Annotated in this window: 16 protein-coding genes and 2 pseudogenes; 10 read left to right on the top strand and 8 right to left on the bottom strand. The window is 64.3% G+C overall.

The window, feature by feature from the left end; genetic code table 11:
- Positions 1 to 13: 13 nt before the first annotated feature.
- The gene (locus FHP91_RS06655; protein ID WP_144308841.1) at positions 14 to 1,321 is read right to left on the bottom strand and encodes an aspartate aminotransferase family protein; all 1,308 of its coding nucleotides are present in this window, start codon (positions 1,319 to 1,321) and stop codon (positions 14 to 16) included.
- 93 nt (positions 1,322 to 1,414) lie between these two features.
- Between FHP91_RS06655 and FHP91_RS06650 the strand changes: the two genes are divergently transcribed.
- Positions 1,415 to 2,383 carry a LysR family transcriptional regulator gene (locus FHP91_RS06650; RefSeq protein WP_144308840.1) on the top strand — a complete coding sequence of 323 codons (969 nt, stop codon included), beginning with the start codon at positions 1,415 to 1,417 and terminating at the stop codon, positions 2,381 to 2,383.
- 19 nt (positions 2,384 to 2,402) lie between these two features.
- On the opposite strand, the pseudogene FHP91_RS21705 reads toward FHP91_RS06650, so the two are convergent.
- Positions 2,403 to 2,591, bottom strand: a pseudogene (locus FHP91_RS21705) (transposase); the annotation flags it as partial.
- Between the two features lie 95 nt (positions 2,592 to 2,686).
- Between FHP91_RS21705 and FHP91_RS06640 the strand changes: the two are divergent.
- Positions 2,687 to 6,382: an nSTAND1 domain-containing NTPase gene (locus FHP91_RS06640; RefSeq protein WP_186301467.1), complete on the top strand. Its 3,696-nt coding sequence runs from the start codon at positions 2,687 to 2,689 to the stop codon at positions 6,380 to 6,382.
- Positions 6,383 to 6,419: 37 nt separating this feature from the next.
- Here FHP91_RS06640 and FHP91_RS06635 read toward each other — a convergent pair whose 3' ends face one another.
- The 4 genes and pseudogenes from FHP91_RS06635 to FHP91_RS06620 all read right to left on the bottom strand — a co-directional run bounded on the left by FHP91_RS06635 (position 6,420) and on the right by FHP91_RS06620 (position 10,055).
- Positions 6,420 to 7,427: a hypothetical protein gene (locus tag FHP91_RS06635; protein WP_144308838.1), complete on the bottom strand. Its 1,008-nt coding sequence runs from the start codon at positions 7,425 to 7,427 to the stop codon at positions 6,420 to 6,422.
- An 11-nt stretch (positions 7,428 to 7,438) separates the two neighbouring features.
- A complete protein-coding gene (locus FHP91_RS06630; protein ID WP_144308837.1) occupies positions 7,439 to 7,921 on the bottom strand; it encodes a glycine zipper domain-containing protein in 483 nt (160 codons plus the stop codon).
- A gap of 284 nt (positions 7,922 to 8,205) precedes the next feature.
- Positions 8,206 to 8,492: pseudogene (locus tag FHP91_RS21430) on the bottom strand (polyphosphate kinase 2); the annotation flags it as partial.
- Between the two features lie 333 nt (positions 8,493 to 8,825).
- Positions 8,826 to 10,055 carry an MFS transporter gene (locus tag FHP91_RS06620; protein ID WP_246116239.1) on the bottom strand — a complete coding sequence of 410 codons (1,230 nt, stop codon included), beginning with the start codon at positions 10,053 to 10,055 and terminating at the stop codon, positions 8,826 to 8,828.
- A gap of 103 nt (positions 10,056 to 10,158) precedes the next feature.
- Between FHP91_RS06620 and FHP91_RS06615 the strand changes: the two genes are divergently transcribed.
- On the top strand, positions 10,159 to 11,055 hold the full coding sequence (locus FHP91_RS06615) for a LysR substrate-binding domain-containing protein (RefSeq protein WP_144308836.1): 897 nt from the start codon (positions 10,159 to 10,161) through the stop codon (positions 11,053 to 11,055).
- 66 nt (positions 11,056 to 11,121) lie between these two features.
- Here FHP91_RS06615 and rho read toward each other — a convergent pair whose 3' ends face one another.
- Together rho and trxA are read right to left on the bottom strand one after the other, a co-directional pair.
- On the bottom strand, positions 11,122 to 12,378 hold the full coding sequence (rho, locus tag FHP91_RS06610) for a transcription termination factor Rho (protein ID WP_144308835.1): 1,257 nt from the start codon (positions 12,376 to 12,378) through the stop codon (positions 11,122 to 11,124).
- A 151-nt stretch (positions 12,379 to 12,529) separates the two neighbouring features.
- The gene (gene trxA, locus FHP91_RS06605) at positions 12,530 to 12,856 is read right to left on the bottom strand and encodes a thioredoxin TrxA (RefSeq protein ID WP_144172880.1); all 327 of its coding nucleotides are present in this window, start codon (positions 12,854 to 12,856) and stop codon (positions 12,530 to 12,532) included.
- A 268-nt stretch (positions 12,857 to 13,124) separates the two neighbouring features.
- On the opposite strand from trxA, the gene fdxA reads away from it, so the two are divergent.
- The 7 genes from fdxA (at position 13,125) to ilvN (ending at position 23,985) form a co-directional block, all read left to right on the top strand.
- Positions 13,125 to 13,448, top strand: a complete 324-nt coding sequence (gene fdxA, locus FHP91_RS06600; protein ID WP_144308834.1) for a ferredoxin FdxA — start codon at positions 13,125 to 13,127, stop codon at positions 13,446 to 13,448.
- 9 nt (positions 13,449 to 13,457) lie between these two features.
- A complete protein-coding gene (locus tag FHP91_RS06595) occupies positions 13,458 to 16,130 on the top strand; it encodes a PD-(D/E)XK nuclease family protein (RefSeq protein ID WP_144308833.1) in 2,673 nt (890 codons plus the stop codon).
- The gene (locus tag FHP91_RS06590) at positions 16,123 to 19,362 is read left to right on the top strand and encodes a UvrD-helicase domain-containing protein (protein WP_186301466.1); all 3,240 of its coding nucleotides are present in this window, start codon (positions 16,123 to 16,125) and stop codon (positions 19,360 to 19,362) included. The genes FHP91_RS06595 and FHP91_RS06590 overlap by 8 nt, the downstream gene beginning before the upstream one ends.
- Before the next feature lie 101 nt (positions 19,363 to 19,463).
- On the top strand, positions 19,464 to 19,913 hold the full coding sequence (locus tag FHP91_RS06585) for a CBS domain-containing protein (protein ID WP_144308831.1): 450 nt from the start codon (positions 19,464 to 19,466) through the stop codon (positions 19,911 to 19,913).
- 152 nt (positions 19,914 to 20,065) lie between these two features.
- On the top strand, positions 20,066 to 21,742 hold the full coding sequence (locus FHP91_RS06580; protein ID WP_144308830.1) for a long-chain-fatty-acid--CoA ligase: 1,677 nt from the start codon (positions 20,066 to 20,068) through the stop codon (positions 21,740 to 21,742).
- A 257-nt stretch (positions 21,743 to 21,999) separates the two neighbouring features.
- A complete protein-coding gene (gene ilvB / locus FHP91_RS06575) occupies positions 22,000 to 23,664 on the top strand; it encodes an acetolactate synthase large subunit (protein ID WP_144308829.1) in 1,665 nt (554 codons plus the stop codon).
- Between the two features lie 12 nt (positions 23,665 to 23,676).
- Complete coding sequence (ilvN, locus tag FHP91_RS06570) at positions 23,677 to 23,985, top strand: acetolactate synthase small subunit (RefSeq protein ID WP_391525495.1); 309 nt, start codon at positions 23,677 to 23,679, stop codon at positions 23,983 to 23,985.
- Positions 23,986 to 23,999: the final 14 nt, after the last annotated feature.

Below are 23,999 nucleotides of genomic sequence, written 5' to 3'. Positions count from 1 at the left end.
CCGTGTGTTGTGATCAGGCGGTGGTGGCGAGGGCCTGGCGCACCGTTGAGAAAATGTGGGACAACTCGTCGGGCGTGCTGTTGAGGAAGGGCGAGAACTGCAGCGTGTCGCCGCCATTGCGCACGACCACGCCCGCCTCAAAGCATTTGAGGAAGACCTCATAACCGCGCGCGCCGGGCGCGCCGTCGCGCGGGGCCAGTTCGACGCCACCCATTAGCCCGAGGTTGCGAATGTCGATGACGTGCGGCGCGTCGCGCAGGGCGTGGATGCTTTCTTCGAATACCGCCTCCAGCGCGCGGGCGGTGGCAAAGGTGTTTTCCTCAGCATAGACATCCAGCGTCGCCAGCGCGGCGGCGGCGGCCAGCGGGTGGCCCGAGTAGGTGTAGCCGTGCAGGAACTCGATGGTTTGTGCCGGGCCTTGCATCAGCGCTTGGTAGATGTTTTCGCGCACCAGCACCGCGCCCATCGGCACCACGCCATTGGTCAGTCCCTTGGCGGTGGTGATGATGTCCGGCGTGACGCCGAAGCGCTCGGCAGCAAAGGGCGCGCCCACGCGGCCGAAGGCGGTGATCACCTCGTCAAAAATCAGCAGAATGCCGTGGCGATCGCAGATCTCGCGCAGGCGCTGGAGATAGCCGATGGGGGGCACCAGAATGCCGGTGGAACCGGCGACGGGTTCGACGATCAGCGCGGCGATGTTGCTGGCGTCGTGCAGCGCGCAGAGGCGTTCCAAGTCGTCTGCCAGGTGCACGCCCCAGCTCGGCTGGCCGCGGGTGAAGGCCATGTCGGCCAGTGAGTGGGTGTGGCGGATGTGGTCGACGCCGGGCAGCAGCGCGGCGCTGAACACCTTGCGGTTGCCCGGAATGCCACCCACTGACATGCCGCCAAAGTTCACCCCGTGGTAGCCGCGCTCACGACCGATGAGGCGGGTGCGCTGGCCCTCGCCACGGGCGCGGTGATAGGCCAGCGCGATTTTGAGTGCGGTATCTGCCGCTTCGGAGCCCGAGTTGGTGAAAAAGCAGCGGGTGAAGCCTTCGGGCGCCATGTCGGCGAGCCGGGTGGCCAGTTCGAATGCCTTCGGGTGGCCGACCTGGAAGGCCATACCGTAGTCCAGCTCGGCGACCTGGGCCTGCACTGCGGCGACGATTTTCGGGTGGCAATGGCCCAACCCCGAGGTCCACAGGCCAGAGAAGCCGTCGAGCAGTTCGCGGCCGTCGTCGGTGGTGTAGTAGTGGCCACGGGCTCGGGTGATCATGCGCGGCGCCTGCTTGAAGGCGCGGTTCATGGTGAAGGGCATCCAGTAAGCGTCGAGCGGGTTCATACGTATCTCCACAATGCGTTGATGCATCCTAGTCGCGCAAAACGATGCATAAAACTACAATCAATGTCAGTAAAGTTTCGGATAACTGAAACAATGAAGCCGCGCGCACTGTTGAACAATCTGGCCGAAGCCGATCTGCGCCTGTTGCGGGTGTTTATCGCCATCGCCGAATCCGGTGGCCTGGCGGCGGCCGAGCTGCGGCTCAATATCAGCCGCTCGGTGATCAGCCGTCATCTCAAGGCGCTGGAGTCGCGGCTGGGTGTGCGCCTGTGTGAGCGCGGTCGGGCCGGCTTTGCGCTGACCGAGGAGGGCGCGACGGTGCTGGCGGCCGCGCGGCGTCTGCTGGCGCAAATCGACGCGTTCCGCACCGAGATTGGTGAGTTGCACGAGGGCTTGCGTGGCGAGCTGAACCTGGCGGTGTTCGACAAGTTTGTGACGAATCCGGGTTGCCGTCTGCCCCAGGCCATTGCGGCGTTTGATGCGGTCGCGCCGTCGGTGCGCATCAATCTGCATGTAGCGCACAGCGGCGAGATCGAGCCCGGTTTGCTCGACGGGCGCTTTCAACTCGGCATCCAGCCGATGCATCGCGCGAGCGACAGCTTCGACGCAGTGTGGCTGTTCGGTGAGCCGATGCAGCTCTATTGCGCCACTTCGCATCCGCTGGTGGCCGGGGGGCACGCGCCGGATGATGCCGACATTCGGGCGTCCCGGCTGGTCGGGCTGGGTTATCACTCACCCAATATGGAAACCTTCTGGCGGCTCGGGCTCCAGCCGACGGCGCGCGCGTTTGACCAGGAGGCGACGGTGGCGCTGATATTGTCGGGCGGTTACGTCGGATTTTTACCCGCGCATTACGCGCAGCGTTTTGTGGCGGATGGGGCGTTGTGTTGTATCGGTGCGTCGGTGTTTCACTACCATTGCGACTGGCATGCGTTCGTGCCGCGCAATCCGGCACCGTCGCGGCTCGCGCGCCGGTTTCTGGAGATCTTGTGCGCCTGCCATGACGCGGGAAATGCCGGCGACGGTTCGCCGCACTTCGCGAGGCCGCCTGAGGGGTCTTGATCGTCCCGAACATCGTGCGGGTGAGTGCGTGCTGCTCGAGCAGGTGCCGGAACCTGAGCCAGGTCGTCGTGTCCGGCGCGGTCTTCCACGCCGGCGCGAAGCCGGCCGAGCGGCGGATGGACTGACGGCCGTAGCGCGCGACTTCAATGCCTTTGTTGGAGCAGCCGAAACATTGCTGTGCGACAAGCCAGCGCCGCCTCCGGGTCATTCCTTGAGCGGCTGCTCGCGTCGCGGCGGGCTTTTCAATGCGTGCCGGGCAGTGCATGCTGGCCCCTGAGCGAGAACACCCGTGCGGGAGCGCCTGTGTCAGGGATCTTCATCAGCCACAGCAGTCGTGACAACACCGCGGCCGACGATCTGGCCAAGCGGCTGCGTGCGCAAGGCTACCAGTCGCTATTCCTCGACTTCGACCCGGCTGACGGTATTCCCGCCGGTCGCCACTGGGAGCGCGAAATCTACGCGCAGTTGCGCGCATGCAGCGGCGTGGTGGTGCTGTGCAGCGCACACTCGATGGCCTCCGACTGGTGCTTTGCCGAAATCACTCATGCCCGCGCGCTCGGCAAACAACTTTTTCCGCTGATCATCGACGCATGCGAGTTGCGCTCCGTGCTGCTCGATACCCAGAGCACCGATCTGCGCCCCGACGCGGAGGCGGGCTACGCACGTCTGTGGCGCGGTATGCGCAGCGCCGGCCTGGACCCGACCGACAGCTTTGACTGGGACGTGCATCGTCCACCGTATCCTGGCCTGACGCCGTTTCAGGTGGCCGATGCGGCGGTGTATTTCGGCCGCGATGACGACCAGCGGTGCTGTCTCGATACGTTGGCGCAGATGCGCCGGTATGGCGGCGACCGGCTACTGGTGCTGGTCGGTACGTCGGGCAGCGGAAAATCCTCGCTGGTGCGCGCCGGGGTAATCCCGAAACTGTCGCGCATGCCCGACTGGCATGTGCTGGCGCCGATGCGACCGCGCCAGCAACCGGTCGACGAACTGGCGCGCGCCTTGCCCGATGCCCCGCGCGCGCGGTTGATCGGCGATGCCAGCGAGCGGGCGCTCGCCGTTGCGGCGGCGGAGGTGGCGGCCGCATCGACTTCGGGCGCCGAGCGGCGCGCGGTGCTGCTCGTCGTTGACCAACTCGAAGAGCTCGTCACCATCAGCGACGCCGCGGCGGCGGCGCGCTTTGTCGATCTGTTGCGCACCGCGCTGGTCGGCGAGGGCGGGGATCTGTATTGCCTGGCCACGCTGCGCGCGGATTACCTGTCCGCCCTGCAATCGCACGCCGCTTGGGGGCAGATGCCGTTTCGTGAAATGTCACTCGGCCCGATGACGCCACGCCACTTTGCCGAGATCATCTGCAAACCGGCGCAGGTTGCCGGCATCGAGCTCGAGCCCGGGCTGGTCGAAACCATGGTGCAGGACACCGGCACGGCCGACGCGCTGCCCTTGCTCGCGTTCACGCTCAACCGCCTGTGGCGCGACTTTGGCGCCGACGGCAAGATCACGCTCGACGAATACACCGAGCGCATCGGCGGGCTCGAAGGCGCGATCCGGCAGGAGGCCGACGCCGTGCTCGCCGCGCTCAAACCCACGCGACCGCAGATTTCCGAGTTGCGCCGCGCCTTCCGGCACATGGTGCGGGTCGACCCGGAGGGGCAGTACACCCGGCGCTCGATGCGCTGGCAGGAAATCCCCGCCGAGATTCATCCGCTCATGGAAGCCTTCGTCAAGGCACGCCTGCTGGTGTCGGGGCAGGAGGATCCAGGCGCGGGCAGCGAGGGCGCGCGCACCCTGGAAGTTGCGCACGAGGCGCTGTTCCGTGCCTGGGACCGGCTCAAGCGCTGGCTCGACGAAGACCGCGCGTTCCTGCTGTGGCGCCAGCATCTGCGTCCCGAGGCCGACGCCTGGCAGGCGGCGCCGAAAGATCAGGGGCTGCTCTTGCGTGGCGGTCCGCTGGCCGAAGCACACCGCTGGCTGAACGAGCGCGAGAGTGAAGTCGACGACACGCTGCGCGCCTTCATTGCCGCCAGCACCCAGGCGGCGCGCCGAGCGCGCCGACGCTGGCGCGCGCTCGAGGCGGGCATCGCGATCGGCTTTGTGGCGGCGAGCTGGCTGGGCGTCAAACTGTGGCAACAGCGTCTGGAGACCCATACTCAGTTGATCAACAGCTACTGGAGCGGCGCCGTGTCGGCGCGTGACGCCACCGGCGACGCGCTCAAGGCCGCCCATTATTTCGCGCGCGTCGCGGATCTCAGCCCGCTCACCCAGGCCCGCGAAAGTGCGCTCATTGGCGTGGGCGTGCTCAGCGGAGGCGTGGCGCTGAACCGTATGATCGCGCTTCCTGCCGCACCTGAGGGCGTGCGCGTGCGCGCCGACGATGCGCTGCTGGTGTCGTGGTCCGCAGGAAACGCCACGCTGCATGATTTGCATAGCGGCGCCGCGCTGGTGCAAGCCGCACACGCCACGCCCGTGCAGGAGGCGCATATCGCAGCGCAACGCCATGTTGTCTCGCGTGACGCGGCCGGTGGCGTGTGGTTGTGGAGCCCCGGGCAAGCGGCGCGCGCGTTGGCATCGGACGCTATCGCCGGTATTGCGCTCGACGACGATGGGCGGCGCCTGCTCGGCTGGCATGAGGGCGGTGTGCGGATATGGTCGCTGCCGGAAGGCGACGTGGTGCACCGCCTCGCGCTTACGGCGTCGATTGCCGGCGCGCGTTTCCTTGGTCGCGAAGGCGTGTTGGCGTGGAGCAAGGACGGCCAGTTCTGGCAATGGCGCATCGGCGAGGCCGAGGTGTCATCGACCTGGCAAATGGCTTGCGCCGTGCGCGGCGTGGACATCGCTGCCGACGCGGGCAGTGTGCTGAGCTGGTGCGACGCCACATTGATGCGCCACGATTTCTCGCCGGACGGGGCGCAAGTGCCGCCGTGGGCGTCGCCGGAAACGGTTGACGGTGCCCGTATCGTGCCGGGTGGTGAAGTCATTGTTTCGTGGAACGCGGCGCGCGGGCGTTTGCGTCTATGGAACGCCGCGACCGGCCAGCCACGTTTCGATCAGCCGCTCGCACGCGACAGCGACGACAGCATCTCGCACGTGCTGGTCACGCCACAGGGGGCGCACATCATTACCAGCGGAGGCGGTGGCAACATCAACCTGTGGGACCTTGCCGAAGGCGCTGCCGCGGCGCGAGGCCGTCACGACAAGAACGAGGCGACGGTGTCGACCGCGATCGCCCCGGATGGCACACGCGTGCTCGCCTGGAGTGCCACGGCCGGCGCGCGCCTGTGGGACACCAACACGATGACGCCGCTCAGCCTTCCGCTGCGACACCGCGAACGCATTGCCGGCGCCGCGTTTTTCGACGACGGCGAGGGCATCGTGACCTGGTCCAACGACGCCGACCTGCGGGTGTGGCGGCGTCACCCGGCCGCCGAGTTGACCGCGCCGGTCTCAGTTTCGAGCAGCGCATCGAGCAAGGCTCAGGCCAAGACGACAGTGCCGGATACCGCCCTCAAGGCGCGCCTCGACGCGCTTGGTCTGCACGGCTATGAATTGCTCGATCAGCGCGATGACGCCACGCTGGTGGCTGCCGGACCGCTAGCGCGTCGTCTTGGCGCCGACGGTCTGCTCTCGCCACCGCTCACCCTTAACGAAGGTGTCAGCAGCGGCGCGCTGTTGGCCGATGGCCGCATCGTGCTGTGGGGCAATACCAGCGTACAACTATGGGACGCTATCGCCGGCCAGCCGCTCAGCGCGCGACTGCGTTCCGACGTGCTCTATCCAGAATCCACCCGCGTCGATGGCGGCTTGCTGACTTCCGACGGCAATCGCGCGCGTCAATGGCGTTGGCCCGTACCCGACACCGCAGGCGTGGCGGCGCAACAGTGGTTGGCCGCAATGAGTGCAACGCAGATGGACGCGCAGGGCGCAATGTCGGTGATGACGCGTGAGGCGTGGTGCGCACTGGTGGACGCGGTGCCTGATCGTGCGGTTTGCGCGAAATAGTCGGTGCCGGAGTCGATGCGTTTTTCAGCCTGCGTGCTTATCGCACCTGAACCAGCGAATCAGACCACGCGCCGATCCAGTCACCGCCGTCGTCCCAGACGCGCACCTGCAACTGGTGGCGGCCCCGTGAGACGCGGGCTTGTTCGTCCTGACCGTTCCAGCGTTGCGCCGGGGAGCTCTCCACACGACTGTTGCGCTGTACGCTGCCGATCCGCTGGCCATTGACATAGCGTTTGCGTGCGCCGTCCGGGCTTTGCGTGATGCGCATGTATTCGATTGCGGAGTTGTCAAAATCGGAGCGTGAGCGGAAGGCGAAGCTGGCGGTGTCGCCGTTTTGTACGCGCACTTCGCCGGGGTTGAATTCGAGCTGGTCGACGGCGATGGAGCCGACGGCGCGTGGGCCGCAGCCAATGCCGTATACGGTGAATCCGTCGATGGTTTCGGTGCCGGTTTGTGCGTCGGCGGCGGTGATGGCGAACACGGCAGGTCTGACGCTATCGCCCAGGAAAGGGGGCAGGTCGAAGCGCAGCAGATGACGCCCGAGGCCGAACTGGTCGAGCCGATAGGTGACGATTTCGGCACCGGGCACGCTGATGCGGAGCAGCACACGCCCCGGTTTATGCTGCGCATAATCGACCACGATCGGCCAGTCGCTGCGCACCAGCGCGCGGATGCCGAAGGCGCTGGTATTGAATTGGGTGGGGACTTGCGGTCCGGTCTGCAGCAGTTGCTGCATGCCTTCGTCGTCATTGCGTTGTTCGGTCGTCTCGGCCTTGAGGTGACGGTTCATGGCAAACAGCGCCACCGCGCCGACAATGAGCGCGGGGATGCCCCAGTTGCTGCCGCCGTCGCCGCCTTTGTCGCCGTTATCATAATTGCTCGGCGGGGTAGGGTAGGGTACGCGTGTCGGTGCTGAAGTGCCTGGAGGTGTATTGGGTGGCGAGTATGGGTTCGGCGACTGCGCCCAAGCCGATGTCGGCGAGATCGCGCACAGCACGAAGCCAAGAAAGACGCAAAGGCCGCGCTGCCATTGTCGCCTCATCATGACGGGCCTCCTTATACCTGCTGACCGTCGACGGCGAGCGCATCGCTACCCGGAGACTTGCAGGCCACACCCTCCATCACCTCGCGTTTGCCGTCGACAAAAACGACCTGGTCAAAACGCCGGCACTGCTGTTCGCCTTTGGCGTAGACGTCGGACGTTGGTGTGACCGCAAAGTCGCGATTGCTGTCATCGTTGTGCCAACGCACGGTTTGCCCAGTGGGTGCTTCGTTAATGGTCTCGGCGAAGCGTTTTTTGTCGGCCTCATCCATGTATTGACCGATCATGCGGCCGACTGCAGCGCCGACCAAGGCGCCGATGATCGTGCCGCCGGCGCCGCCGTCGTCGACTTGATTGCCGAGGATGCCGCCCAGAACACTGCCGATGATGGTGCCCGTATCACGCTTGTTGGTCGTTTCACAGCCTGTTGTGCTGACCAGGGTGAAGGCGACGGCGATGGACGACGCGATGGTTCGTGCTGCGACCAAATGACGCATCTTCTTTACCTCCGAAATGAGACGGGCCAAGCATGTGCAAGCGGCGCCGAGGCAGCGGTTGGCGCAGAATGGGTCGACTGTTTATTACAGTATAGGTAGGGATATCGCCCATGTAATTGTGGGCCTTGGCGCTGATGCGCTCAGTGCGATGCGCCACCGGCCCAGCGCGACGCAGTGCATTCTGGAGACAGCCCCTGACGACGCCAGTTTGTCTCGTGGTCGCGTGCAGGGGCTTTGTGGGAGACCAGCATTCGGTGCATTGCCCTTCGGCTATTGCATCCACACACCAGCATGCATTCCATCTGCGGCGTCTGCCGCATGAATTCCAGATATTCCTCCGTCGTGCAAAAACCCGTCACGTGCTCAACGTCGGTCCGGCTGTACCAGGAGCGATCGAAGAACACCATTTCGCCGGCGGTGGGCTGGCGTTCGATGTGGCGCTGGAAGTACCACGGGGGCGCTCGATTTCGATCGGCTTTTCCAGTGCCACAAAGCGCGCGCCGCGCGGGTTCAGATGCTCCATGAAGCGCTTGATCGTGCCGCCCTTGCCGGCCGCGTCGCGGTCTTCAAACCCTTGAGCAGTTCGATCGGCAATGCTTGTTTGGCCGCTTCGGATTCCTTGCGACCCATGCGCTGGGCGTAGGCTTAGTCGACGGGCAGGGGGGGGCTTGCCGCGATCTTCATGGAGGCCGTGTGATGCCTTGGCCACCGGCAGCGCGTTTGGGCCGTGACTGATTTCGGCGATTTCTTCGGCGGCATCGGTCTGGTGCATTGCGGTGTGGTGCGACGCGTACACCACCGGTGCCGCGTCGCCCTGATCGGGTATGGCCGGCGGGGCGAGCTTGTGTGGCGACGGGTGTTGCTGTCGCGCAATAATTGCGGTCGGCGGATGGGTCGCCGTGCCCTATGCCGCAGCGGATCTCGGAAGCTGCGACAGGTGGAACGCGATGGCGAGCATTGCGATCAACAGCAGGCTCAGGCTGATGACGACGCCGATCCACAGACCGGCGTCCCAGGCAAAACCCACCGCGGTGCCAAGCAGGCTGCTGCCGAGGTAGTAGCTGGAAAGATAGACCGCCGCGGCGAGTGCTCGGCTGGGCCCGGCGCGCCGGCTGACCCAGCCGCTGGTGGTGGTGTGGGCGCCAAAAAAACCGAAAGTGAAGATCGCGATGCCGATGATGACGGTGGCCAGGTTTGTGGGCAGCGTGACGAGCACACCGAGTAGCATCAGGGACGCCATCATCCACAACACCTGGCGGCGGCCGATGCGGTCCACCAGTTGTCCGACCCAGGCCGAACTCCAGGTGCCAACCAGGTAAAGCAAAAAGATGCCGCCAATGGCGGTCTGGCCGAGTTCGAAGGGCGGTGCGACGAGGCGGAAGGTGACGAAGTTGTAAAGCCCGACGAAGCAGCCCATCAACAAAAAGGCGCTCAGAAACAGCCAGGGCAGGCCGGCGTCGTGCATCAGGTTCTTGGCGTCCGCCAGCACTTTGGCGGGAGAAATGGAGCGGCGCTGGAAATGGCGGGAGGCGGGCAGGCCAAACCAGAAGGCCAGCGCGGCGATGGCGCCGAGGACGCCGAGCACCAGCAAGCCGGTCTGCCAGTCGAAGTGGTCTGTGACCCAGGCGGTCAGAAAGCGGCCACTCATCCCGCCAAAGGCGTTGCCGGCGATGTAGAGCCCCATCGCGCGGCCCTGAGCGTTCGGCGCCACTTCTTCACCCAGGTAGGCCATGGCGGCGGCGGGCAGGCCCGCCAGTGCGACACCCAGCAGCGCGCGCAGCACGAGCAGCTCATTGAAGGTGCTGACCCAGGGGCAGAGCAGCGACAGCACGGCGGCCAGAACCAGCGAGAACGTCATCATGGTGCCGCGGCCAAAGCGGTCCGAGAGGAGACTGGCCGGGATCAGCGCGAGGGCCAGCGCCCCGGTGCTGACCGACACCGACAGGCTGACCTCGGTCGCCGAGGTATTGAAAACTTGCGACAGCAAGGGCAGTAGCGGCTGAGTGCCATAGAGCATTGCAAAACATGCAAAGCCGCCCAGAAACATGGCCAGATTCGCCAGGCGATAGGGGCGGGTGCCGGCATGAAGAAACTCATCATTGCCTGGGGTGTCGGTGTGATTGCGAAGTGACATGAAGGCGGTGTTACTCGCGCGTGAGAGGAGGCGCCATCCTAAGTCGGCAGAAAATCGACGTCCAATATATATTTAAGGCGTAATTGATACGCTGGAGATATGAATGGATCTGCGTCGCCTGCGCTACTTCGTGGCCGTGTCCGAAGAGCTGAACTTCACCCGTGCAGCAGCGCGCCTGCATATGGCACAGCCTCCGCTGTCGATGCAGATCCGCGCGCTGGAAGATGAGTTGGGCGCGGCTTTGTTCATTCGCAGCAAGCGCAAAGTCAGCTTGACCGATGCAGGCCAACGCCTGCTTGAGCGCGCACGGCGTCTGCTGGATGACGCCGATAGCGCGGCCGAGGAGGTGCGTCGGGTGGCGCGCGGCGAGGCTGGCTGCTTGCGGGTCGGCTTCACTGCGTCAATGCCGTACAGCGCGGTGTTGGGCGATGTGCTGCGCAGCTATCGTGCGCGCTTTCCGGCAGTGGATCTGCAACTGCGCGAGATGTTCACCCGCGAGCAATTTGTGGCAATCGGTCAGGGTGGGCTGGATGTGGGCTTTGTGCGCCACACGGCAAGCATGGCGAGCGATGGCGTGGTGTTGAGAGAGATCGGGCGCGATCCGCTGCGTCTGGTCATGCACGCCGGGCACCCCGCCGTGACTGGTGATGCGGTGAACATGGCCGATTTACGCGATGAGGGCTTCATCGTTTTCCCGCCGGATGTCGGCACCGGCCTGCCGGGGGTGCTTCAGCAGCTGTGTCGTAACGCGGGGTTCGCGCCGCGCATTGTTCAGACCGCGCGTGAGGCCACCACCCAGATCGGGCTGGCTGCGGCGGGGCTGGGCATCGCCTTGCTGCCGGCGCAGCTCGAATGTGTGCATATTCCGCGCGCGCGCTATGTGCCGATTCGGGATCCGGCGGCGGTGTTTTCGCTGTCGGTGGCCGTGGCTGAGGGGCCGGTCAGCCCCTTGCTGGCGGGATTTCTGGACGTGTTGGCGCAGGTCAGCGAGGGCGCGTGATCGGCGGGCTGGCCAATAAAAACGCCACCCGAAGGTGGCGTTTTGCGCGGCGATGGCAGCGAAAGATCAGCGACGCATGGCGTCGAAGAACTCGCCGTTGCTCTTGGTCTGGCGCACTTTGTCGAGCAGGAATTCCATCGCGTCGATGTCGTCCATGCCGTAGAGCAGTTTGCGCAGCACCCAGATTTTTTGTAGTACGTCGGCTTTCATCAGCAACTCTTCGCGGCGCGTGCCGGAGCGGTTGACGTTGATGGCCGGATAGACCCGCTTCTCGGCCATGCGGCGGTCGAGGTGCAGTTCCATGTTGCCGGTGCCCTTGAATTCTTCGTAGATCACATCGTCCATACGGCTGCCGGTGTCGATCAGCGCGGTGGCGATGATGGTCAGCGAACCGCCTTCTTCGATGTTGCGTGCGGCGCCGAAGAAGCGCTTGGGCTTTTGCAGCGCGTTGGCGTCCACACCCCCGGTGAGCACCTTGCCGGAGGCGGGCACCACGGTGTTGTAGGCGCGGGCGAGGCGGGTCAGCGAGTCGAGCAGGATGACCACATCTTTCTTGTGCTCGACCAGGCGTTTGGCCTTTTCGATGACCATCTCGGCCACTTGTACGTGACGCGAGGCCGGTTCGTCGAAGGTGGAGGCGACCACTTCGCCTTTCACCGAACGCTGCATCTCGGTCACTTCTTCGGGGCGCTCGTCGATGAGCAACACGATGACGACGACGTCGGGATGGTTGGCGGTGATGGCGTGGGCGATGTGCTGCAACATCACCGTTTTACCGGTTTTTGGCGGGGCGACCAGCAGACCGCGCTGACCTTTGCCGATGGGCGCGATCATGTCGATGATGCGAGAGGTGACGTTTTCGCCCCCCTTCATGTCGCGTTCGAGTTCCAGGCAGGCCGTCGGGTGCAGCGGCGTGAGGTTCTCGAACAGGATCTTGTGCTTGCATGCCTCGGGCAGCTCGCCGTTGATCTTGTCGACTTTCACCATCGCAAAGTAGCGCTCGCCATCCTTTGGAGTGCGAATCTCACCCTCGATGGTGTCGCCGGTGTGCAGGTTGAAGCGACGTACCTGCGAGGGCGACACGTAGATATCGTCCGTCCCGGCCAGGTAGGAAGCCTCGGGTGAGCGCAGGAAGCCGAAGCCGTCGGGCAGCACTTCGAGCACGCCGTCGCCGAAAATCGGCTCGCCTTTCTTGGCGCGGTTTTTCAGTAGCGCGAATACGAGTTCCTGCTTGCGCAGGCGATTGGCGCCGTCAATGCCATTCTCTTGAGCCATCTCAAGCAATTGGCTGACGTGGAGGTTCTTGAGCTCCGAAAGTTGCATGGTGATCTACTGGATGGGGAAGGAGAAAAACGACGGGCCGGAAGCCGTGATAACGGAGGACCGCAGAAGGGAATGTGCAACCGCGACGCCGGGGGAGGGGCTGGGCGCCCGAATTCAGGGCGTCGCGGGAAGTGAGCGGAATCTAGCCCGATCAGAGGTTGCTGTCAATGAAGGCCGTCAATTGCGACTTGGACAGGGCGCCGACCTTGGTGGCTTCAACGTTGCCGCCCTTGAACAGCATCAGCGTCGGGATGCCCCGGATGCCGAACTTGGCGGGGGTGTCCTGGTTCTCGTCGATGTTGAGTTTGGCGACTTTCAGTTTGCCTTCGTATTCCTTGGCCACCTCGTCAAGAATCGGCGCAATCATCTTGCAAGGGCCGCACCATTCGGCCCAGTAGTCCAGCAGGACGGGGGTCGCGGATTGCAGGACCTCGGCATCGAAGGTGCCGTCGGTGACGTAATGGATATGCTCGCTCATGGTTCCTCGCATCAGGGAGTGATGACTGGTTTGATCAGACAGGGCCGTTCAGGCCGATTCAGACGAAACGACACGCGCAGATGGCGTATCGAGTGCGGTTGTGAGAAGAAAGTTATGCCAAGCCACGGCGAACGTCAAGCAAACTGCCCGCATTGTCCGTCGCGTTTCGTGACGTAGGGGGTACGTGCCGCGCTATAGTTCGCGCTGAGGGATATCTGCCCCCGGTCAGCCGCTGTGGCGCAATTGCAACAATGGAGAGATTCGAATCATGACTTATGTAGTGACCGAAGCCTGTGTCAAATGCAAATACACCGACTGCGTGGACGTGTGCCCGGTCGATTGTTTTTGCGAAGGCCCCAACTTTCTGGTGATCGATCCGGACGAATGCATTGACTGCACCTTGTGTGTCGCCGAGTGCCCCGTAGAGGCGATCTACGCGGAAGACGATGTGCCGGACGATCAGCAGGAATTCATCGCCATCAATGCCGAACTGTCCAAGCAGTGGAAGCCGATCATCGAGCGCAAGGACGCGTTGTCCGACGCCGAGGAGTGGGCGAAGGTAAAGGAAAAGCGTCACCTGCTTGAGCGCTGAACTCGCACCATGACCGGTTCCGGGCTCACTCATTATCGTTTTGCGCCGGGGCCGGATTTCATTGACCGTTGCGCCCGATCCCTGATTGACCGTGTGCCGGGGCCGGATCTGACTGGCTGGCGGGTGGTCGTTCCCAATCTGATGATGGCGCCGGCCTTCAAGCAGGCGCTGCGTCGCGCAGCGGGCCGCAGCCTGCTGTTGTCGCCGGTCGAAACCCTGCAAGTGCATCTGGCGCCTTGGGCGGCCGCGTTTTCGCCGCTGTCGGACACCCGCCGTCAGTTCGCGCTGTATCAGCAACTGCGCGCGCGCGGCTGGTTTGAGCAGGGCAATTTGTGGGCGCTGTGCGAAGAATTCATCGCGCTCTTTGATGAGCTGACGGAACAGGGCGCCGGTCTGGCCGCCAGTGAGGATGCGCTGGCGGCGCAGCTTGCTGCGGCCTACGGTGCCCGCAATACCGAGGTGCTGCGCTTTGAAGCGGCCGTAGTGCACCAGCTCTGGTATGCCGAAACCCAGGGTGCCCCATCGCGCCGGGCGGCGCGTTTGCTCGGTGCGGCGCAATGGACGGCCACCTCACCCACGCCCTTGCTGGTGATCGCCGAGGGGGCCTTGTCGGCCCCCCTCCATGCCTGGCTCCAAAGCCATGCCGAACGGGCCGCGGTCGTGCTGTGTCAGGCGGATCGCAGCGTGGCGGCCACGCCGCTGCTAAGCATGCTCGACGCCGCCTGGCCGTCGACCGGGACGTTGCCCTTGCAGACACGGGTGGCTGCGGTGACAGAGGAAGGTGCGCTGGATGCGCGGGTGCAGATCATTGGCGTCGATGCGCTGGAGCATGAGGCGCACACCGTTGCGCATCATGTGCGCAAGGCATTGGCAGAGGGCGCCGAATCGATTGCGCTGGTGGCGGTAGACCGCATGGCGGCACGACGTGCGCGTGCGCTGCTCGAACGCGACGGCATTCTGGTTGAGGATGAATCCGGCTGGAAACTCTCCACCACGCGCGCCGCCGCGCTGGTCGATGTCGCGCTCGAAGTGCTGGCTCGCTCGGCGTATTGGCGCGATGTGCTCGATCTGTGCAAATCGCCTTTCGTGTTCTCGGCCATGCCCGCCGAACAACGGCAGCGCGCCGTGCTGGCGATCGAACGGGTGATCCTCGACGAACACGTGGTCACCGGCCTGGCGCCGATTGCCGCCAAACTCAGTGCGCAGCCTGACGCGCTCGCGCTGATCTCCATTTTGAGCGACGCCTGCCGCGGCTTTTCCATGCAACCGGCGGCGCCGCAAGTGTGGCTGAAGCGCCTGCGCGCCTTGCTGACAGCGCTCGACGCTACCGATGCTTTATTGGCGGACGCCGCCGGTCAGACCCTGCTGGAGAGTTTCGTCGACCATGTCGAGGCCTTGCACGACGAAGGCTGTGAGCTGAGTTTCGAAGAGTGGCGCGACTGGCTCGATAGCGAGCTGGACGCGGCCTTGTTCCGCGATCGCAGCATCCGCAGCCCGGTGGTGATGACCCACTTGCCGGCTTGCCGCCTGCGGCATTTCGATGTGGCGATAGTGGTCGGCGCCGACGCCGTTCAACTGGCGGCAGAAGATCGCCGCGCCATTTTTGTGCACGACGGCGTCCGTCAGGACCTCGGCCTGCCCGGCCGTGCCGACGGCCTGCAACGCCTGCGCGACGACCTGACGATGTTGATCGCCGGCTGTGGGCGGGTGGTGTTTTCGTGGCAGCAGTTGCGCGATGGCGACCCGGGGCCGCTGGCCGCCGAGCTGGAGATTCTCGATCTGGCGCACGCGATGCGTTTTGGCCGGCCGCTGATTCAACCCGCGCCGCCCATGCCGCCGGTCCACGCGACACACCAGGGCCAAGCGGTGCCGGGGCCCGTCGTGCCGCGCGCGCAACGCCCGGCGTCCATCACCGCCTACGGTTATGCCTCGCTGGTGAGCTGCCCGTATCAGTATTTCGCGCGCAACGTGCTCGGGCTGGACGAGGCGGGCGAGGTCAGCGAAGCCATGGAGAAGCGCGACTACGGCCAGTTTGTGCACTCGGTGCTCGAGCGCTTTCACACGCGCTTCCCGGTGATTTCCGACGTGGACGACGACACTTTGCTCGCCGCACTGGAGGCCGAGACCCAGGCCGTGTTCGGCGAGCGGGTGAAGGCCAACTTCCTTGAAACCGCCTGGCTGCTGCGCTGGCGAAAACGCATGGGTGACTACCTCGCCTGGCAGCGCAGCCGCGAGCAATCGGGTTGGCGCTACGCCGAATCCGAACGCAGTCTGCGCCGCGCGCTCCTATTGGCCGATGGCGACACATTGACGCTCAAGGGGCGGCTTGACCGGATCGACCGCGGGGCAGATGGCGCGCTGGCGGTGCTCGACTACAAGGCCCGCGACACCGCCTCGCTACGTCGGGCGGTGAAAGACCCGGAGGACGGGCAGTTGGCAATTTACGCCGCCTTGATGGACGAAGCCGTCGCACAGGCTGGCTATGTGGCGCTTGATGGCGATCGCGTTGACACCTGGGCGCTTGACGACCCGGCCGCGGCCGCGGCAGCCCATGTGGCGCGGCTCACCGATCTGTTTGAACGCATGGGCGAGGGCGCGGCGATGACGGCCAATGGCGTCGGCAGCGTTTGCGACTACTGCAGCGTGCGTGGCCTGTGCCGCAAGGACTATCACGATGACTGAGCCCTTCGTTCGTCAGGCGCTCGACCCGGCGCGCAGCGTGGTTGTCGAAGCCTGTGCCGGCAGCGGCAAGACCTGGCTGCTGGTGTCGCGCATCTTGCGCATTCTGCTCACCGGCGCGCGCCCGGGCGACATCCTCGCCATTACCTACACCCGCAAGGCGGCGCGCGAGATCGAGGCGCGGCTGCGCTTGTGGCTGCGCGAACTGGCGCGGCTGGATGATGCGGCGGCCTGCGCCTTCCTCGAAGCGCGGGGGCTCGATGCTGCCGAGGCACTCGCCGTGTTGCCGCGGGCGCGCGGGCTGATCGAAACGGTCGAGCAGGCCAGCCCGGCAATCACCATTACCACTTTTCACGGCTGGTTCGGTCGCATCCTGTCGGGTGCCAGTTTCAACGCCGGCTTGGCGGGCTTTACCCTGGCCGAGGCCGAAGGCCCGCTGATGGACGAGGCCTGGGCCCTGTTCGCGCGGCGCTGCGCCGAGGCCCCGGACGGCCCGGCGGCCATGTCGCTTGGTCAGCTCTACATGCTGTTCGGCAGCAACAACACCCGAAGCCTGCTCGACGCCTTTGTGTCGCGGCGGGGCGAATGGCAAGTGTTTGCCAACGGCGCGCCGCTTGAATCCGTGTTGGCCGACATGCACGCCGCGGCAGACGTGTCGTCCGACGCCGAGGCGCTGGCGATGTTCTTTGCCGCGCCGGATCTGGTGGCGCGGCTCCAGCGCTATGCCGCGCACCTTGGCAAGAACACGGCGTCTGATCAGAAAGTGGCCAACGCCTTGATCGATGCGCTCGCAATCGTGGACGACGCGGCGCGCTTCGAGGCGCTGGTGCCGGTTTTTCTGACCGAGAAAGGGACGGTGCGCGCCCGCAAGGCGTCCAAGGCACAGGCGGGGCGGCTGGGCGAGGCGGGCGAGATGGATCTGCTGGGTCTGCATGAATCGCTCGCCACGGTCGTGCTTGATTGTGTTGCCGCCCGGTTGGAGTTGCGCGTGCTGGCGTTCAACGTCGCGGCGCTGACCGCCGGCACCGCGCTGCTGACCGAGTTTGAAGCCTTCAAGCGACAGCGCAGGGTGATGGACTACGCCGATCTGGAGATCGAGGTCGATCGTCTGCTCGACGATGTGGACCGCGCGCCGTATCTGCAAGCGCGACTCGACGCGCGCTACCGGCACCTGCTGCTCGACGAGTTCCAGGACACCAACCCGGTGCAGTGGCGCATTTTGCTGGCCTGGCTGGCAGCCTATGAGGCGGATACGTATCGGCCGTCGATTTTTCTGGTCGGCGACCCGAAGCAGTCCATCTACCGTTTTCGCCGTGCCGATTACCGCATTTTCAACCACGCGGCCGAGTGGCTGGCGGCCGGCTTCGACGCGGTCCGTCTGCCCAACAACCACACCTGGCGAAATGCGCCGGCGGTGGTGGAGGTGGTCAATGCATTGTTCGTCAAAGAGCCCGCGTTTGTGGGCTTTGCCGAGCAGGCGGCGCGGCGCACCGGGCGCGAAGGGATGGTGTGCCTGCCCGCGCTGGTGAGCGCTCCCGGGCTGGCCGATGAGATTGATGACGGCAGCCTGCGCGACCCGCTGAGGGTGGCTCGGCGCGTGCGCGAGAACCTTGCCCGTCGCCAGGAAGCGCAGGTGATGGTGTCGACCTTGTTTGACTGGGTGGGCGATCGCGCCATCGACGGCAGCGCTGGCGCGCGCCCCATGCAGTGGGGCGATGTACTGATCCTGACCCGCACGCGCGGCATTCTGCCCGAGTACGAGCGGGCACTGCGCGAGTCGGGCGTGCCGTATCTGAGCGTCAGCCGTGGCCAGTTGCTGTCCACGCTGGAGGCGGCTGATCTGACCGCACTGCTGCGCTTCCTGACCACGCCGTCGGACGATCTGGCGCTGGCGCATTGTCTGCGCGCCCCCTGGTTCGATGTCAGCGACGCGGCCTTGCTGGCGCTGGCGGCCGAGCCGGACGGCGATTGGTGGGCGCGGCTGCGTGCCGTGGCGGCCAGCGCAGGGCCGCACGCGGCCGTGCTGGCGCCGGTGGTCGAGCTGCTGTCGGACTGGATGGCTTTGGCGGCGCACTTGCCGGTGCATGATCTGCTTGACCGGATCTACCATCAGGCCGACGTGATGGCCGCCTATCGCCGCCGCGTACCGCCGCCGATGTGGGCGGGCGTGGCCGCCAACCTCGAGGCCTTTCTGGCGCTTGCACTGAGTGTGGATGGCGGGCGTTACCCGAGCCTGCCGCGCTTTGTGGATGAACTGCAGCGCCTCGGTCGCGCCGGCGATGACGAGGCGCCCGATGAGGGCGCGCTGATCGATGGTGCCTCGCAGGGGCGGGTGCGCATCATGACCATCCACGGTGCCAAGGGGCTTGAAGCGCCAGTGGTGTGGCTGATCGATGCCAACAATACACATGTGCGGCCCGACAGTTATCAGCCGCTGATCGACTGGCCGGCCGGGGCACCGCGGCCGACGCACTTCTCGTTGCACGCCACCACGGCGTTGGCCGGGCGGGCGAGGGCGGCAATATTTGAATCCGAAGCGGCGGCCCGCGAGCGTGAAACCCTGAATCTGCTGTATGTCGCGATCACCCGCGCCGAGCAGATTTTTGTCGCCAGCGGCAGCGAAGCACGGGGCGACGCGTCGCAGACCTACTACGGTCGCTTGCGTCGGGCGCTCGACGATCTGGACGCTGGTGAGGTTTACGGCAGCGTTGCGCGCATTCAGGCGCCGGTGGTGGAGACGCCGGTGGGCGCCGTTGAGATCCCGATCGCGCCGGCGGTGACACCGGTGGGTGAGCGGGTTCCCGTGCCTGAGGCCAGTCAGGCGATGGATTTTGGCACGGCGATGCATGCGCTGATTGAGGCGGCCACCACCCCTGGTGCGAACTTGCCGGAGGCGGTCGATGAGGCCGTGCGCAGCGCCGCCGAGGCGATTCTCAAGGCGCCGGATCTGCAGTGCTTTTTCGACCCCGCGCAGTTCGATCAGGCCTATAACGAAGTAGAGATCATCGACGACGCGGGGCGTCTCGGCCGGATCGACCGGCTGGTGCTGCGCGGCGGTGATGCTTGGGTCATTGACTACAAGAGCGGGCACCCGGAGCCGCAGCTGATGGCGAAGTATCGACAGCAAATGCAGGATTACTGCCGCGCGGTATCGGCGATGTTCCCGGCGTGCGCGGCCAGGGCGATGCTCGTGTTCTCCGACGGCAGTCGTGAGCGCGTTGAGCTGGCAACGTGATGGATAGGGGGTTCCCGCTTCCCCCGTGCCACGCAATCGACTACCATCCCGAACAAACAAGCGCACCTAAAGAGTGCAATCCGTCAGGCAAGGGGTAAATCATGCAGGTGAGTGAAATCCTGGCGATCAAGGGCAAGGTGCTCTACACGATCGCTCCGAACCGTAGTCTTTCCGAAGCCGTTGCCATCATGACCGAGCAGGACGTCGGCTCGCTGGTGGTGTTCGATCACGGCAAGATGGCCGGTATGCTCACTTTCCGTGAAGTGCTCAAGCATGTGCATGTCGCGGGCGGCAGCTGGCAGGATCTGTCGATTGCCGACGTCATGGTCCGCGATCCGCTGACCGCGGGTGCCAACATGGAAATGGACGAGTTGCGCCGCCACATGGTTGACCATCACCAGCGCTATCTGCCGGTCATGGACGATGACACCCTGTTGGGCGTGATCTCCTTCCATGACGTGGCCAAAGCCGTGCTGGAAGAACAGAGTTTCGAGAATCGCATGCTGAAAAATTACATTCGCAACTGGCCCGAAGAATCCAACGAGGCCTGAGTCGAGTGTGACCAGCTCGACGCCTCAGGGGGGGCGGCGAGCCGGTAAAGAGTCGTTGGAAATGCGCGTCGTCGATTGACGGCGCACTTGCCTTGGGAGGGCGGGGTTCGGTTATTTCCGGATCAAATTCCGACGCAAAACAAGGAGACACCATGGATAAAGTCTGGCTCAAAAGCTACCCCCCTGGCATTCCCGCTGAAATCGATCTGTCCGAGTTCGATTCAATCGGTGACATGTTTCTTCAAAGCTGCCGGCAGTTCGGTGAGCGCACAGCCTATGTCAACATGGGCAAGTCGATGCGCTTCGATGAACTGGCGCAGCTCAGCGAGCAGTTCGCCGCCTATCTTCAGGGTGAATTGAAGCTGCCCAAGGGCGCGCGTGTCGCCCTGATGATGCCCAACGTCATGCAGTACCCGATCGCCATGTACGGCGCCTTGCGCGCTGGCTACACGGTGGTCAACTGCAATCCGTTGTACACCGCGCGTGAGCTTGAGCATCAGCTCAAGGATTCCGGCGCGGTGGCGATCGTCATTCTTGACAACTTTGCCCACACGCTTCAGGACGTGCTTGCGCACACCGAGATCAAGCACGTGGTGGTCACTCGGCTGGGTGACCGACTCGGTGGCCTCAAGGGCGGTATTGTCAATTTCGTGGTCAAGTACATCAAGAAGATGGTGCCGGCCTGGGATCTGCCCGGTCACAAACGCTTCAACGACATCCTTGCCGTCGGTGCGCGGCATACGCTCAAGCCAGTGCAGGTTGGCCACGACGACATCGCCTACCTGCAATACACCGGCGGCACAACCGGTGTGGCCAAGGGCGCGATGCTGACCCACCGCAACATCATCGGCAACCTGCAGCAGGCACACGCATGGATCAAGCCCTTCCTGGGCGACAAGCCCGAGGTGATCATCACCGCGCTGCCGCTCTATCACATCTTCTCGCTCACCGCGAACTGCCTGACCTTTTTCAAGCTGGGCGCGACCAACGTCCTGATCACCAATCCACGCGATATTCCCGGCTTCATCAAGGAGTTGGGCTCGGTACGTTTTTCGGTCATCACTGGCGTCAACACCTTGTTCAATGCACTGCTGAACAACCCAGAGTTCGAGAAACTCGATTTTTCGTCGCTGCGCATCACGCTCGGTGGCGGCATGGCGGTGCAGCAGGCGGTGGCTGAGCGTTGGAAGAAAGTCACCGGTCGCCCGTTGATCGAGGCGTATGGCCTGACCGAAACATCGCCGGCGGTGTGTATCAACCCGCTGGACCTGGTTGAGTTCAACCACGCGATTGGTTTGCCGGTCAGTTCCACTGAGGTCAGCATTCGCGACGACGACGGCGTCGAACTGGCGGTGGGGCAGCCCGGCGAGCTGTGCGTGAAGGGGCCGCAGGTCATGGCGGGCTACTGGAAGCGCCCGGACGAAACCACCAAGGTCATGACCGCCGACGGCTTTTTGCGGACGGGCGATGTGGCAACCATCGATCCCGATGGATTCGTGCGTATCGTCGATCGCAAGAAAGACATGATTCTGGTGTCGGGCTTCAACGTCTATCCGAACGAAGTCGAAGACATCGTGGCCAGCCACCCGGGTGTCATCGAGGTTGCTGCGGTTGGCGTGCCGGATGATCGATCGGGCGAGGCCGTGAAGGTGTTTGTGGTGCGCAAGGACCCGAATCTCACCAAGGAGGCCTTGACCGCTTATTGCCGTGAAAACCTGACCGGTTACAAGGTGCCGCATCTGGTTGAATTCCGCGAGGAATTGCCCAAGACCAACGTAGGCAAGATTCTCCGTCGGGCCTTGCGCGATGAGGATGGAAAAGCCTCATGACGACACAGGGCTTGCCTTTTTATTTCGATCGTGGTTTTATCGCTTCGTTACTTGAACCCAAGATCTGTTGACCCGATGAACCGTTTCGCCCTAGCCCTCGACGTAGTTGTCGTAGTACGCGTAGTCAGCGTAGGCAAGGTCGCGTCGTAACGGGTCACCCAGACACATAGATTCTGAAACCCCCGCCGGCGCGAAGCTGGCGGGGGTTTTGTTTTTCTCCCGCCGGTTTTTACCCGGATTGAAACCTGGAGAGAAACATGATGCAGATGACTGGCGCCGAATTGATCTTGCGCCTCCTTGAGCGACAAGGCATTGAGACCGTGTGCGGCATCCCCGGCGGCGCGATCCTGCCGTTTTACGATGCCCTTGGCCAGTGCGACACCATTCACCATGTGCTGGCGCGCCACGAGCAAGGCGGTGGTTTCATGGCGCAGGGCATGGCCCGTGTGTCGGGCAAGCCCGAGGTGTGCCTTGCTTCGTCCGGCCCCGGCGCGACCAACCTGGTCACCGCCATTGCCGACGCCAAGCTCGACTCGATCCCGATGGTGGCCATTACCGGGCAGGTGCCGCTGGGCATGATCGGCACCGACGCTTTCCAGGAAGTGGACACCTACGGGATGACCATCCCGCTGACCAAGCACAACTTCCTGGTGCGCGACGCCAACGATCTGCTTGAAGTCATCCCCGAAGCCTTTCGCATCGCCATGTCCGGTCGTCCCGGTCCGGTGCTGGTCGACGTGCCCAAGGATGTGCAGTGCCAGATGGTGAGTTTCGAAGACTACCCGCCGGTGGCCGTGCCGAATGCGCTGCCCGAGGTGGATCTGCTGGCGATCGAAAAGGCCGCCGAAATGATCAACGCGTCCGAGCGTCCGGTGCTTTACCTGGGCGGTGGCGTGATTCACTCCGGCGCTTCGCATCTGGCCGTGACGCTGGCCGAGCAGGGCGGCTTGCCGACGACTATGACGCTGATGGCGCTGGGCACCATGCCGATCGACCACCCCTTGTCCATCGGCATGCTCGGCATGCACGGCGCACGCTACACCAACTATGTGCTCGAAGAAGCCGACTTGCTGATCTGCGTCGGCGCGCGATTCGATGACCGGGCCATCGGCAAGGCGGCTGAGTTCTGCCCGCGGGCGAAGATCATCCATGTGGACATCGACCCGGCCGAGCTGCACAAGATCAAGACCGCGCACGTCGGAATTACCGGTGACGTCACGCAGGTGATCGAGGCGCTGCTGCCGCTGGTGCAGGTCAAGCTGCGCGAGCCGTGGCTGGCGCAAGTGGCCGATCTGAAGCAACGTTTTCCGCTGGCAAAGCCCGACCTAGACAACCCGCGCTCGCACTACGGGCTGGTGCAGGCCGTGGCCGACGCGCTCGATGACGAGGCAGTGATTGCCACCGACGTGGGCCAGCATCAGATGTGGGTGGCGCAGGCCTACCCCTTCCGCCGGCCTCGACAGTGGCTCACTTCCGGTGGCCTGGGCACCATGGGCTTCGGCCTACCGACCGCGATCGGTGCTGCGCTGGCTGCGCCTGAGCGCACGGTGGTGTGCTTTACCGGTGACGGCAGTCTGAAGATGAACATTCAGGAGATGGCGACACTCGCCGAGGAAGCGCTGAACGTCAAGATCGTGTTGATGAACAACAACTCGCTCGGGCTGGTGTATCAGCAGCAGAGCATGTTCTACGGCAAGCGGCCGGTGGCGTCGAAGTACAAGCGCGCGGTGAACTTCCTGAAGATCGCCGAGGGCTTCGGCCTTGACGCGGTGGATCTGGATACCGCCGAGAACCCCGCGGCCACGCTGGCCGAGGCGCTGCAGCGTCCGGGCCCGTGCCTGATCCACTGCTCGATCGACCGGGAAGAGTTTGTTTATCCGATGGTGCCGCCGGGTGCCGCCAACACTGAAATGATCGGCTAAGGAGTCAATCGCATGTCTATGGTTATTGAACGCGAAACGGCCGCAGTGACGAAGGTCGTGCTGGAACTGGAGGTGGCCAACCACGCCGGGGTGATGTCGCACATTTGCGGCCTGTTTGCGCGCCGCGCCTTCAACGTGGAAGGTATCTTGTGCATGCCGCTGGCCGACGCCTCGCGCAGCCGTATCTGGCTGCTGGTATTTGAAGACGAGCGTCTGGAGCAGATGATCAAGCAGGTCGAAAAGCTCGAAGATGTGATCAGCGTGGTCCGGCATGGTGCCGAGCACGCGGTGTTCGAGCGTCTGGAAACCTTCTTCCGCTAAAGCGAGCGGGCGAA

Source organism: Denitromonas halophila, from assembly GCF_007625155.1.
Taxonomy (GTDB): Bacteria; Pseudomonadota; Gammaproteobacteria; order Burkholderiales; family Rhodocyclaceae; genus Nitrogeniibacter; species Nitrogeniibacter halophilus.
This window is presented reverse-complemented; position numbering and strand designations above follow the sequence as displayed.

Coding starts and splice junctions, on each gene's coding strand:
- FHP91_RS06655 (WP_144308841.1), bottom strand. CDS start 1,321: ATGAACCCGCTCGACGCTTACTGGATGCCCTTCACCATGAACCGCGCC.
- FHP91_RS06650 (WP_144308840.1), top strand. CDS start 1,415: ATGAAGCCGCGCGCACTGTTGAACAATCTGGCCGAAGCCGATCTGCGC.
- FHP91_RS06635 (WP_144308838.1), bottom strand. CDS start 7,427: ATGATGAGGCGACAATGGCAGCGCGGCCTTTGCGTCTTTCTTGGCTTC.
- FHP91_RS06630 (WP_144308837.1), bottom strand. CDS start 7,921: ATGCGTCATTTGGTCGCAGCACGAACCATCGCGTCGTCCATCGCCGTC.
- FHP91_RS06620 (WP_246116239.1), bottom strand. CDS start 10,055: ATGTCACTTCGCAATCACACCGACACCCCAGGCAATGATGAGTTTCTT.
- FHP91_RS06615 (WP_144308836.1), top strand. CDS start 10,159: ATGGATCTGCGTCGCCTGCGCTACTTCGTGGCCGTGTCCGAAGAGCTG.
- rho (WP_144308835.1), bottom strand. CDS start 12,378: ATGCAACTTTCGGAGCTCAAGAACCTCCACGTCAGCCAATTGCTTGAG.
- trxA (WP_144172880.1), bottom strand. CDS start 12,856: ATGAGCGAGCATATCCATTACGTCACCGACGGCACCTTCGATGCCGAG.
- fdxA (WP_144308834.1), top strand. CDS start 13,125: ATGACTTATGTAGTGACCGAAGCCTGTGTCAAATGCAAATACACCGAC.
- FHP91_RS06595 (WP_144308833.1), top strand. CDS start 13,458: ATGACCGGTTCCGGGCTCACTCATTATCGTTTTGCGCCGGGGCCGGAT.
- FHP91_RS06590 (WP_186301466.1), top strand. CDS start 16,123: ATGACTGAGCCCTTCGTTCGTCAGGCGCTCGACCCGGCGCGCAGCGTG.
- FHP91_RS06585 (WP_144308831.1), top strand. CDS start 19,464: ATGCAGGTGAGTGAAATCCTGGCGATCAAGGGCAAGGTGCTCTACACG.
- FHP91_RS06580 (WP_144308830.1), top strand. CDS start 20,066: ATGGATAAAGTCTGGCTCAAAAGCTACCCCCCTGGCATTCCCGCTGAA.
- ilvB (WP_144308829.1), top strand. CDS start 22,000: ATGATGCAGATGACTGGCGCCGAATTGATCTTGCGCCTCCTTGAGCGA.
- ilvN (WP_391525495.1), top strand. CDS start 23,677: ATGTCTATGGTTATTGAACGCGAAACGGCCGCAGTGACGAAGGTCGTG.